The 12,112-nt window shown below is 51.9% G+C and carries 9 protein-coding genes, 2 pseudogenes and 1 other annotated feature; all 11 genes and pseudogenes read right to left on the bottom strand.

From position 1 onward, the window contains the following. A pseudogene (ilvB, locus tag ACYC56_RS07960) lies at window positions 1–1,331 on the bottom strand (biosynthetic-type acetolactate synthase large subunit); the annotation flags it as partial. Between the two features lie 29 nt (window positions 1,332–1,360). Further along, window positions 1,361–3,037 carry a dihydroxy-acid dehydratase gene (gene ilvD / locus ACYC56_RS07955; protein WP_461373645.1) on the bottom strand — a complete coding sequence of 559 codons (1,677 nt, stop codon included), beginning with the start codon at window positions 3,035–3,037 and terminating at the stop codon, window positions 1,361–1,363. Window positions 3,038–3,127: 90 nt separating this feature from the next. Further along, window positions 3,128–3,364 (bottom strand) — a binding site (T-box leader). Window positions 3,365–3,462: 98 nt separating this feature from the next. Then, window positions 3,463–5,091 carry a PAS domain S-box protein gene (locus ACYC56_RS07950; RefSeq protein ID WP_461373644.1) on the bottom strand — a complete coding sequence of 543 codons (1,629 nt, stop codon included), beginning with the start codon at window positions 5,089–5,091 and terminating at the stop codon, window positions 3,463–3,465. Window positions 5,092–5,268: 177 nt separating this feature from the next. After that, a complete protein-coding gene (locus tag ACYC56_RS07945) occupies window positions 5,269–6,273 on the bottom strand; it encodes an isocitrate/isopropylmalate dehydrogenase family protein (RefSeq protein ID WP_461373648.1) in 1,005 nt (334 codons plus the stop codon). 102 nt (window positions 6,274–6,375) lie between these two features. Further along, entirely contained in the window at window positions 6,376–6,879 is a 504-nt protein-coding gene (locus tag ACYC56_RS07940; RefSeq protein ID WP_461373643.1) for a 3-isopropylmalate dehydratase small subunit, read from the bottom strand. A gap of 84 nt (window positions 6,880–6,963) precedes the next feature. Then, window positions 6,964–8,217 carry a 3-isopropylmalate dehydratase large subunit gene (locus tag ACYC56_RS07935; protein ID WP_461373642.1) on the bottom strand — a complete coding sequence of 418 codons (1,254 nt, stop codon included), beginning with the start codon at window positions 8,215–8,217 and terminating at the stop codon, window positions 6,964–6,966. Further along, the gene (gene nifV / locus ACYC56_RS07930) at window positions 8,210–9,367 is read right to left on the bottom strand and encodes a homocitrate synthase (protein ID WP_461373647.1); all 1,158 of its coding nucleotides are present in this window, start codon (window positions 9,365–9,367) and stop codon (window positions 8,210–8,212) included. Before nifV ends, ACYC56_RS07935 begins: the two co-directional genes overlap by 8 nt. A 331-nt stretch (window positions 9,368–9,698) precedes the next feature. After that, the gene (locus ACYC56_RS07925) at window positions 9,699–10,727 is read right to left on the bottom strand and encodes a slipin family protein (protein ID WP_461373641.1); all 1,029 of its coding nucleotides are present in this window, start codon (window positions 10,725–10,727) and stop codon (window positions 9,699–9,701) included. Between the two features lie 336 nt (window positions 10,728–11,063). Beyond that, window positions 11,064–11,300: a hypothetical protein gene (locus ACYC56_RS07920; protein WP_461373640.1), complete on the bottom strand. Its 237-nt coding sequence runs from the start codon at window positions 11,298–11,300 to the stop codon at window positions 11,064–11,066. A gap of 126 nt (window positions 11,301–11,426) precedes the next feature. Next, window positions 11,427–11,609 (bottom strand): hypothetical protein, encoded by a 183-nt coding sequence (locus tag ACYC56_RS07915; protein WP_461373639.1) that lies wholly within the window; start codon window positions 11,607–11,609, stop codon window positions 11,427–11,429. 51 nt (window positions 11,610–11,660) lie between these two features. Next, a pseudogene (locus ACYC56_RS07910) lies at window positions 11,661–12,112 on the bottom strand (Asp-tRNA(Asn)/Glu-tRNA(Gln) amidotransferase subunit GatB); the annotation flags it as partial.

Below are 12,112 nucleotides of genomic sequence, written 5' to 3'. Positions count from 1 at the left end.
CCGTCGCCGTCGATATCGATGACGACCGAATCCGGTTTGCCGACCTGAGCGCCGACCGCGGCGGGCAAACCAAAGCCCATCGTCCCCAAGCCGCCGCTTGTGATAAAGCCGCGCGGTGTGTTCGCGCTATAGAACTGAGCGGCCCACATCTGATTCTGACCGACACCCGTGGTGATGATCGTTTCGCGGTCCTTCGTGAGCTTGTTGATCGTGTCCACAACGTATTCGGGACGGATGACGCCGTTCTGGTGGTAGTGAAGCGGGTAGGCCTCTTTCCATCTCGCGATCAGCTCATGCCATTTCGTTTTATCCTCATGCGGCTCTTCGATCTTCTGAACGTAGGCCACCAGGTCTTTCAAAACGGTTTTCGCGTCGCCGACTATCGGGACATCGACGCGAACGTTCTTGCTTATCTCCGCCGGGTCGATATCCACATGGATGATAGTGGCATGCGGCGCAAAGGTCGCGATCTTACCGGTTACACGGTCGTCGAACCGGACGCCGATCGCAAGGATAACATCACTATCCATAATCGCATAGTTAGCGTAACGCGTACCATGCATGCCGAGCATCCTCAATGACAAATCATGGTCGTCAGGAAAAACGCCTTTGCCCATCAGCGTGGTCGTCACCGGGATTTGGACTGTCTCGGCAAGCTTGCGCAACTCGTCCCACGCTTCGGACTGCGCGATACCGCCGCCGGCGTAAATAATCGGCTTATGCGCCCTGGTAAGAAGTCTCGCCGCCTCTTTGATCTGCTTGGCATGGCCCTTATATGTAGGCTTATAGCCAGGGATTGTCAAATTCTCGGGATATTTGAAATCGATTTCAGCCTTTGACATATCTACCGGCATATCGATAAGCACCGGTCCCGGCCTTCCTGATTTAGCAAGCTGGAACGCCTCGCGGATAATCGTCGGTAACTGGTTAATGTCTTTTACCAGATAATTATGCTTTGTTATCGGTAGCGTGATGCCCGTAATATCGGCCTCCTGAAACGCATCGGTTCCAAGTACGGTAGTCGCCACCTGTCCTGTTATCGCGACCATAGGGATCGAATCCATCCAGGCATTCGCCAGTCCCGTAACGAGGTTCGTTGCGCCTGGACCCGATGTGACAAGGCAGACACCCACCCTTCCCGTTGCCCTTGCATAGGCGTCCGCCGAGTGGCCGGCGCACTGCTCGTGCCTCACCAGAACGTGACGAATCGTCTTGCAATCAAAAAGCGCATCGTAAATGGGCAAGACTACCCCGCCGGGATAGCCGAAGATTACATCTACGCCCTCCATCTCCAAACTTTTAATTAATGCTTCTGCTCCTGTAATGCGCATTCACATCACCTCCTGGTTTTATTGGGGATTTATTCTATAATTGCGCCTTTGGCCGCGGATGAGACCATCCGGGCATAGCGCGCTAAATACCCTTTTTTTACTTTTTGCTCCGGGGCCTGCCAGCTCGCAAGCCTTGATTTTATTTCGTCATCGGAGAGTGCAACGTTTAGCTTTCTCCCCGGTATATCTATCTCGATGGTATCGCCTTCGTTGACCGCCGCTATCGGGCCCGCTTCCTGGGCTTCAGGTGAGACATGTCCGATAGCCGCACCCCTTGTGCCGCCCGAGAAACGCCCGTCTGTAATGAGAGCTACTTTATCATCCAATCCCATGCCCGCTAGAGCTGAGGTCGGGGTAAGCATCTCGCGCATACCGGGACCGCCCTTCGGGCCTTCGTACCGGATGACGATGACATCACCTGCCATGATTTTGCCGCCAAGGATCGCCTCGGTCGCTTCGGGCTCGCCGTCGAACACCCTGGCCGGACCTGAATGCCTGAGCATGTTCTCCTTGACCGCCGCCTGCTTTACCACGGCGCCGTCCGGGGCAAGGTTTCCAAAGAGGATCGCTAAACCACCGGTCTTTGAGTAGGGATTATCCAATGGACGGATAACATCGGTATCCAGAACTTCTATCCCGTTCAGATTCTCGGCGAGTGTCGCTCCGGTCGATGTCATAACGGTCGTATCTAGATAACCGCCTTTATTTAGCTCGGCCATGACGGCCATTATGCCGCCGGCCCTGTAGAGGTCTTCGATATGATAGTGCCCCGCCGGACTTATCTTGCACAGATTCGGCGTGTTCAGGCTTATCTTGTCGACCATTTCGAGATCGAAATCAAGACCGGCCTCATGGGCGATAGCTGCAAGATGAAGCACGGTGTTCGTCGAACCGCCGAGCGCCATATCCACCGCAAGAGCGTTTCTAAACGCCTCTTTGGTGAGGATCTTGTCGGGCGTAACGTTGTTTGCCAGCAGCTCCATAACCGCCATACCGGCAAGCTTAGCAAGGCGAATCCTCTCGGAATACGGTGCGGGAATCGTCCCGTTACCGGGTAATCCCATGCCGATGGCCTCGGTAAGGCAGTTCATCGTATTTGCGGTAAACATACCCGCACACGAGCCGCAGGTGGGACAGGCGCAGGTCTCGAACTCGTTAAGCTCTTCTTCAGTCATCGTGCCCGCTCCCACAGAGCCGACCGCCTCAAAAACGCTGATAAGGTCGATATCCCTACCTCTATATTTTCCGGTAAGCATCGGGCCGCCGCTTACTACAACCGTCGGTATATTCATTCGCGCCGCCGCCATCAGCATTCCCGGCGTGACCTTATCGCAGCTCGGGATAAGAACAAGCGCGTCAAAACGGTGGGCCTCGACGATCAACTCGACCGAATCGGCGATGATCTCCCTGCTCGGCAGCGAGTACTTCATACCGGCATGGTTCATAGCAATGCCGTCGCACACACCGATGGTCGAAAACTCGAACGGTGTGCCACCGGCCACACGAATGCCTGCCTTAACGGCCTCGGCTATTTTATCCAGGTGAATATGCCCCGGGATAACATCATTCGCCGAGTTCGCAACGCCGATAAACGGACGTCGTATCTCCTCGTCGGTAAGCCCGGTCGCCTTTAAGAGCGACCGGTGCGGTGCCCTTACTATCCCTTTCTTAACCTCATCACTTCTGTACGCTTTCGCTTGCGACATGTTTCCCCCTTGAGAAATATTAATGCTGAATTGCGAATGAAAAGAACAATCGATAATTCGGCATTCGAAATTAAAAAAAGCCCTCAATCCCAATGGGACGAGAGGACTTCTCACGCGGTACCACCCAAATTCAGCAGCCGATATTAAACCGGCAGCCACTCTTGTCGCCCGTAACGTGGGCTTGACGGACCAGACTACTAAGCGAAACCGCTGTTCAGAAGGTCGGCTCGGGGGCGACTTTCGACTTACATCCTATACCGGGCTTCTCACCACCCCCGGCTCGCTCATATAGTAAGAAAGTCTACTACTCCCCGTCATTGCCTCTTTCCTTGCTTGTGCTTTATATGTCTCTTTGTGGAGAATATTAGATGGGATTATACAGAACGCATGCTCGGGTGTCAAGACGACTTCACAGCATACCCGGCTTATTTCTCGGTGTAAAGCCGGGCGTTCTCGAGCGCAAGCGAGATAGACGAGCTTAGCTTATTCGCAAAATCGCGCTCGATATCCGCAAAGGGCACCGGTGATTGGTCGTGAATGAGCACCATGGTGCCGATGACCTCGCCTCGCATAACAAGGGGGACAACTGTGTAAGAGTCGACATCAAGCCGCTCGATCAAATCGTGATTTACCCGTGGATCGGTCCTGGCATCACTTATTATGATAGTGCTCTTTGTCTCTAAGGCAAGCACCGAACCTTTGAACTCGTCGTCGGTAAAACACTCACCGACCATCTCCTCGGGATGCCCATAGACGTAGCGAACAACCCAACCGTTGTTTTCACGAAGGCAGATCGCCGCCGCACCGAGGCCCATTGCTCTCGCGGCCTGAACCACGACCCTGCGCATCACCTCATCGAAATCAAGCGTTGAGTGTATAAGATCGTTTATGTCGTTCAACGCAGCACTTAACTCGAACGCCCTTTTATGTTCGCTGATATCTCTGACTATGGCCTGTGTGATAACCGTATCGCCGACAGCTATAACGGTCCCCGTCAAATCGACCGGCGTTGTGCCGCCGTCTTTTCTTAGTATCGTGACATCATTAATAAAGCCCATACTTGCCTTCAGCCCTTCTCTGAACGCCGCAACGATCAAATCGATTTCTTCCTTAAGATGAAGGTCGCGGAAGTTCATCTTGAGCAACTCGGATTTGGTGTAACCGGTAAGCTCCTCGGCTTGCTTGTTGACCTCTAATATATTGCCTTCGACATCAGTGACAAATATGGCGTCACTTGCATTTTCTATAAGCGATCGATATTTATTCTCTGATTCCTTGAGTTCACGCTCGGCACGCTTTTGTTCGGTAATGTCCTCGCCGATGCTTGCGACACCGATAACATCACCTTCGGAGTTTCGGATATAGACATCATTAAATGCGATCGTGCGCCGATCTGAAGAACTGGTAAGGATATCGTTCTCGTAGTTGGCGGAAACCCTGTCCTCATCAACGGCCTTTACGAACACCTGTGTCATCGACCATAGATCCTCTGATGGGATAAACTTGGTAAACCAGTTCTCGTTAAGCACTTCTTCCCACCGCCAACCCGTAATCTGAAGCAAGTATTTGTTAGCAAAAACTATATTGCCCAGATCGTCCAGTATCACTGCGACAAGCTGGGCGTTCTCGAGCAATCCGCGGAAACGCTGCTCGGTTTGCTGAAGCAATTTCTCCGCCATCCTGCGCCCGGTGGTGTTCATAAACGATACGGAGACCCCGCTGATCTGATTATCCTCGTCATACAGCAAGCCTGCATTTGCGGATAATATGACCTGGGAGCCATCCGGGCGGGCGACGATCATTTCCTGGCCGTACACCGGCTTTTTCGTCTTCATGGCTTTAGCGAAGGGAAGGTCTTCATCGGGAATGCATTGTCCATCTACGGTAGTAACGCTCCATGATTGGTTATCGCACCTTCGGCCGATGATTTCATCACGCGGAACGCCGAGTATATTCTCGGCTGAAGTATTGGCAAGGATTATGTATCCGTCCAGGTTAAAGATAAGTACGGCATGAGCCATGGACTCAGCTATTCGCTCCAGCTTACTAAACACTGCATAACTCCAAACAACCCATAAGCTTCCTTAGCAAGCTCCACCAGGAGCATACTTAATGTTGCTGATAAGTATAACGCGAATAGTTTGCAATTTTAATAATAAGCGTGAAGATTTTGATAGAGTTTTATCTATCTTCTGATGACAACCTTAGCCCCAGTATCCGCGTAGTCGAGTCTACGACTGGATTTTATCGATAATGGCATCCGCCATCTGAGATGTGCCGGCTGTGCCGCCAAGATCATACGTAACATGCTTGCCCTCGGCAATGACATCGCGCGTCGCTGCAAATACCTTCTCCGCCGCCTCGCGCTCGCCGATATGGCGCAACATCAAAACGCTGCTCAAGATAAGTGCGCTTGGGTTGACCTTGTTCTGGCCCGCATATTTGGGTGCGCTGCCGTGGACGGGCTCAAAAACCGCATACTCCGCACCAAGATTGGCACCGGAAGCCATCCCTAAACCGCCAATAAGCCCCGAGCACAGGTCGCTTAGAATGTCCCCGTAAAGGTTAGGGCAGACAAGAACGTCGTATAGCTCTGGTTTTTGCACCAGCTGCATGCACATGTTGTCGACAATGCGATCTTCGGTTTCGATATCCGGGTATTTCTCGCCGACTTCATTAGCGACTCTCAAAAAAAGCCCGTCGGAGTGCTTCATGATGTTGGCTTTATGAACGGCGGTGACTTTCTTGCGTCCCTCGCGGCGTGCATACTCGTAGGCAAACCGCACGATCCGCTCCGAGCCGGTAATGGAGATCGGCTTTATGCTGATGCCGGCATCCTCAAAGCGAATTTTGGCTCCGCGCTCTTTAAGAAAATCGATAAGTTCTTTGACTTCTTTGCTGCCTTCCTCGAATTCTATGCCCGCATAAAGGTCCTCGGTGTTCTCGCGAACGATAACCAGGTCGATATCCTCAAAGCGGCTTTTGACCCCTTTTAGGCTGTAGCAAGGACGCAGGTTCACGTAGAGGTCAAGCTCCTTGCGCAGGGCGACGTTGACGCTTCTAAAACCGCTCCCGACCGGTGTTGTAACCGGGCCTTTTATCGCGATTTTGTTTTTACGAATCGAATCAAGCACCTGGTCGGGCAGGGGAGTGCCGTACTTATCCACAACATCCGCGCCGGCCTCCTGCACGTCCCAATCGATGTTTACGCCCGTCGACTCAACGACCCGGCGCATCGCCTCAGAGATTTCCGGCCCTATTCCGTCGCCGGGGATTAACGTAATTATATGCACTTACCAATCACCTTTCTTGTGAGCTATGTAGCGCCTAACGCCTGATTATGCATCAAGCGCGAAGCCGCCGTGTTTGCGAAAATGCTCGAGCAACCCGCCGTCATTCAGGATTTTGATCATAACATCCGGCAGCGGCTTTGCCTGGATCGTAATACCTTTGGTGATATCCCTGATCTCGCCTTTACTGACATCGACCTCAAGCTCGTCGCCCGCATCGATTTGGGTCGTATCGCAGATAAGAACCGGAAGGCCGATATTGATCGCGTTGCGGTAGAAGATACGCGCAAACGACTCGGCCAGCACCGCTCCGACCCCCGCCAGTTTTATAATGGTCGGGGCGTGCTCGCGGCTCGAGCCAAGACCGAAATTTTTACCGCCGACAACAAAATCATCCGGCCGCACCTTACCCGCAAACTCCGGGTCGGCATCCTCCAACACGTGCTTGGCAAGCTCGGGTAGGTTCGTCCTTAAATGAAACAGCCTTCCCGGCGCGATATGGTCCGTGCTTATGCTATCACCGAATTTAAACGCTTTACCTTTGATTTGCATCTATATAACTCCTCAATTCGAAAATCGCAATTAGAGTGACTCTCACCCTCGATCCACAATCTTCTGGATTCTGGCTCCTGGCTTCTACAGGTACTTCCGAGGATCAGCGATAACTCCCTCAATAGCAGTTGCCGCCGCAACAGCGGGTGAACTTAGGTATATAAAGCCGTCGGGATTTCCCATACGGCCCTGGAAGTTTCTGTTTTGCGTGGCGAGACAGACCTCACCGTCACCGAGAATACCGCCGTGCACGCCCACACACGCGCCGCAGCCCGGGTTGACGATAGTGGCACCGGCCGCGATAAACTTGGCGATTAGGCCTTCCTCGATAGCCTTGAGATACACATCGCTCGATGCCGGGCAAATAAGAAGCCTTGTGTACGGGTTGCGGGTCTTGCCTCCAAGAATCCCTGCGGCAATACGCAGGTCTTCAATACGCCCGTTCGTGCAGGTACCGATATAGACCTGGTCGACCTTGGTTCCTTCGACATCTTTGATGACTTTCGTGTTATCCACCGTATGCGGGACGGATATCGTCGGTTCGAGGTCCGAAACATCGATCTCGTAAACCATCTCGTAGTTGGCGCCTTCATCGGCTGAAATGGGGCGCCACTTGTCGCCGCGCCCCCGCTCCTCGAGGTACTTCTTCGTAGTTTCATCGGAGTTAAAAAGCCCCGCCTTCGCGCCGGCCTCGACCGCCATATTGGCCAGGGTAAACCGGCCCGATATCTCCATTGCGTCGATGGTAGGGCCGCAAAACTCAAGTGCTTTATAAGTAGCGCCGTCCGCGCCTATCGTTCCAATAAAGTAAAGCATGAAGTCTTTGGGATACACGCCCTTTTTAAACTCTCCGGTAACATAGACCTTAAAGGTCTCGGGAACCCGTAGCCAGGTCTTGCCGGATGCGATTCCAAGGGCCACATCTGTCGATCCCATACCTGTCGCGAACGCGCCAAGCGCACCTGCCGTACAGGTGTGTGAATCGGCGCCGATCAACACCTCGCCGGGATTCATATACTCTTCGACCATGCGCTGGTGACATACACCCTCGTTTACATCCGAGAGAATCGCCCCCGTTTTATTAGCGAAGTCGCGCAACATCTTGTGCGCGTTGGAAAGCTCTTTGCGCGGGCTTGGGGCCGCGTGATCGATAAAAAGAACGGTGCGCTCCGGCTTTGCGGCTTGCTCCATCCCCAGTTTCTGCAGGTGCTGTACCGCAAGGGGGCCGGTACCGTCCTGGACAAGCGCCGCGTCGATCTCGGCTACGACTATATCTCCAGCATAAGCATCAGCTCCACTGTGCTCGCTTAAAATCTTCTCAACAATCGTCTTACTCACAGGTAGGCACGTGCTCCTTTCCACTTTTGCGCAGGTAGTCTTGATAAATATACATAAGCTCTTTCGAGAACAACGACCGCTTCAAACCAACCGATGCGCTCCTGACCTCAGCCAGAATCTCCAGTGCCGATTCCTTATCGAGTTCGATGCCGAACTCCTTAAATTTCTGGATAATGGAAGCCGAACCCGAGTGCTTACCTATCACAAGCTGCCTCTCCAGACCGACTTCCTCCGGCGAGAATATCTCGTATGTCTTTGGATTTTTAATAACGCCATCGGCGTGAATCCCTGATTCATGCGCAAAGACGTTGGTGCCTACGATGGCTTTCCAGATCGGGATAGTCCTCGCCGAAGCCATCGCGACATACTCCGAAAGCTCGCGGAACATCTCGGTCTTAAAGCCTAATTCGACATGACCAAGATATTTCATGGCCATGATTACTTCCTCAAGCGCCGCGTTACCGGCACGCTCACCAAGGCCGTTTACGGTAGTGTTGACCCAGGTAGCGCCCGCCTTGATACCTGCAAGCGCGTTGGCGGTCGCCATACCGAAATCGTTATGCGTGTGCATCTCGATTTCTAGCCCAACCGCTTGCTTGAAATCCTTTATTACAGAAAACGTCTGGAAGGGGTCAAGGATACCGATCGTGTCGCAGAAGCGGATTCTGTCGGCCCCGGCCTCTTTGGCCGCAAGCCCGAACTCGACCATAAAGCCGAAGTCGGTGCGCGAACCATCCTCGGCGTTAACCGAGACATAGAGATTATGGCTCTTCGCAAACTTAACGCCCTGGATCATACTGTCGACGACCCACTGGCGATCCTTTTTTAACTTATGCTGGATATGAATATCAGAAGTAGCGATAGAAATCGCAACGGCGTCCACACCGCAATCGACGGAGTGCTGGATATCCTCAATAACCGGCCTGTTCCATCCCAGTACGCTCGCTCTAAGACCGAGACTTGCTATTTCCCTGATTACCGCCTTCTCGTCGCCGCCCATCGCCGGGATGCCGGCTTCGATTTGGGCCACACCTACCCTATCAAGCAACTGGGCGATTCTTATCTTTTCGTGGTTGGAAAAAACAACGCCCGCCGTTTGCTCACCGTCACGCAACGTGGTGTCATCGATTTTAAGTTTTGATGGATCGATATCTACATATGAGTTATGTAGATCAAAGCTATCTAATTTCGGATCTGCCAATTTACTACCCCCAAATCACATCTTCACATGAAGAGTATATTATCGGAACGTGTTTATAGGAATACCGTCGAAACACATTATTGGAAAAATGCTACACAACCGTAGATTACTATTTTAGAGGAAAAATAAGGATTAAGGCAAGGATTATCGCTGATTTACCGGGCAATTTACATGTAGTATCCCAGTAAAACCTTGGATTTGCTGCAAACGCCGCTTTTTACGACAGGCGCTTTTCATGCTTTTGTATGTAGAATTCCCGCTCGTTAAGTAGTTGTTGCGTCTATCCCTTCTTCCCAAATATCTGCCCGAGTTGCGCGGCCATATCGCTGAATTCTGTCGGGAACAGAACGACGGTATTTGAGGCGCTCGGCCCGAGACCATCAACCGTCTGGAGCGTTCTGAGCTGCATCGCACCGGGACTTTTCGCCATGGTCGCGGCCGCCTCGGAGAGGTTGATGGCGGCAAGCTTATCGCCTTCTGCTTTGGTGATAGTCGCCCGTTTTTCGCGCTCCGCGGAGGCCTGCCGTGACATCATCCGCTTCAGCTCCTCGGGCATGTCGATATCAAGCAGGCGAATGGAGTCGATATGAATTCCCCATTCCTTGATATGCTCCTCGACGATCACGCCGATGCGCTCCTGAATTTGCTCGCGCTCGGTCAACAGATCATCCAGCGAAAGCGACCCCACAACATCCCGTAGTGAGGCCTGCGCGTACTGGGCTATCGCGAAACGGAAATCCTGCACTTTCGTTATGGCATTTTCAGCATCGGCGACATAGAAGAAGATGACGCCATCGATCTGCGCGGGCACATTGTCCCTGGTTATAACCCGTTGTCCGGGAACGTTAAGCGCAAGAACACGGTTGTCTACAAACCGCACAAAATCCAAAAACGGTATGATATAGATAACGCCCGGACCTCTAACCGCCTGAAAGCGCCCAAGCCGCAGCACGACCCCGCGCTCCCACTGCGCCGCGACCCGCAGGCCGGAGACGGCAATATACAAAAGCACGACAAACACCAGCTCAAGCATGATCGCCGTGGGGTTATTGGCGCCAAATATCGCAAAAAGTATCGCACCTACGATGATCGCGGGAACAATAACGAGAACCGCCCGCAACGTTCCTCCGAGCGAAACGTGCACGCCCGTAGGCTCTGCAAACTGTCTTGTCGGTCGAGGCCCTAATTGTGACATATTACCACCTTTATCCCCTTCTCCACCCTGCTGGCCGCCCCGTTGACTGCCCTGCTGGCTAGCTTGCTGGGCCGATTTCACCATATCGTTTATAAGGTCATATAAACCCGGCATCTCATGCTACCTTCCGCTCTCCGTGCCGCTATTTGCCGACCGTCCTTAATTGCGGCCACCTATTAAGTGAGTTGTATCTTCTATATACCGCCCGAACCTGCGTTTTATACATTTCTTCAGATATACGACTACTATCGCTAGGTATTCTAGCTGTTGGCCGGTATTCCTTCTCATAAGTGAAAGCTTGCAGATTAATCTGAGGCAACTGGATTTTATTGACCGGCATAAACTGTAATCTCTCAAATAATCGACCAGTTCGAGTCCGCTATTCTCCACACTAGAACAAGAAAACCCCAGCATGATTGCTGGGGTTTTCTTGTTCTTTAAAGAATTTCGTTACCAATACTTTTCTTCCGGCGGTGTAATCAATTCTTCCACCACGAGGTTTATATTTTTCTTGATATTCTGTATCTGATTTACTCTCTTGACGATCTTCTTATCAAGCTCTTCGAGATATGGTTTTATATCCTCATAGAGCTCATAATATTCCTTTGCTTCCCCTGCCTCACCTTTTATGAATACTTCGGTAACACCGTTAAGCGTAATAACAACGCCTATGCCCTCTGTAGCCATAACCACCACTTCTTTTTCTCATAGAGATTATCGTTCCATACTAACAATATCGTCAAAAATCGCATTTTTCTGGATTGCTAGAAGGTTGCCATCAGCAATGTTGTTATAAAGAAGTAGAATAGCGAATCATGTTGCGATGTTATGCGCACAGTCGCTGATGTTCAGCGAGCAGTTCTGCGGCTTCTTCGACCTGGCGGCGTTTGTCCAGGATATGAGACGTTTCCCGCCATCCTTCGTGCGCCAGCGGTTTTCAAAGCTGTTGGGAAAGTTCCCTGCCTTTAGCTGTGCGAAAGAATCTTCGGACCTCATGTATGCGCTTGAGTCTCACCTGGGTTGTTTTAAGATTGTGGGTTCCGTTATCTACCCTTGCAGCTTCTCCCGTAAGAGCCGGTTGATTAGCTGTGGGTTTCCACGGCCTTTAGTTAAGCGCATGGCCTGCCCGACAAGAAAACCAAATGCCCTGTCTTTTCCTTCGTGATATTCCTTCACCGCCGAGACGTTCTCCTCGAGGACTAAGTCGATGATCTTTTCTATTTCCGACTCGTCGCTGATCTGGGTCATGCCTTTTTCTTCTACTATGACTTGAGGCAGCTTGCCGGTATCGAACATCTCCGGGAATATCTCCTTGGCGATTTTGCCGGAAATCGTGCCCTTGTCCATCAATTTAAGCAGCTCGGCCAGGTGTTTCGGGGTCACCGCCGTTTCGTCGATCTCGAGGTTTTCTGTATTGAGATAATATGAGATGTCGCCCAGCATCCAGTTGCTCACCGCTTTGGAGTCGCCTTTGTAGAGCGCAACCGTCTCCTCAAAGA

The organism is Candidatus Aquicultor sp. (assembly GCF_054640775.1).
This window is presented reverse-complemented; position numbering and strand designations above follow the sequence as displayed.

Coding starts and splice junctions, on each gene's coding strand:
- ilvD (WP_461373645.1), bottom strand. CDS start 3,037: ATGTCGCAAGCGAAAGCGTACAGAAGTGATGAGGTTAAGAAAGGGATA.
- ACYC56_RS07945 (WP_461373648.1), bottom strand. CDS start 6,273: ATGCGCCGGGTCGTTGAGTCGACGGGCGTAAACATCGATTGGGACGTG.
- ACYC56_RS07940 (WP_461373643.1), bottom strand. CDS start 6,879: ATGCAAATCAAAGGTAAAGCGTTTAAATTCGGTGATAGCATAAGCACG.
- ACYC56_RS07925 (WP_461373641.1), bottom strand. CDS start 10,727: ATGCCGGGTTTATATGACCTTATAAACGATATGGTGAAATCGGCCCAG.
- ACYC56_RS07920 (WP_461373640.1), bottom strand. CDS start 11,300: ATGGCTACAGAGGGCATAGGCGTTGTTATTACGCTTAACGGTGTTACC.
- ACYC56_RS07915 (WP_461373639.1), bottom strand. CDS start 11,609: ATGAGGTCCGAAGATTCTTTCGCACAGCTAAAGGCAGGGAACTTTCCC.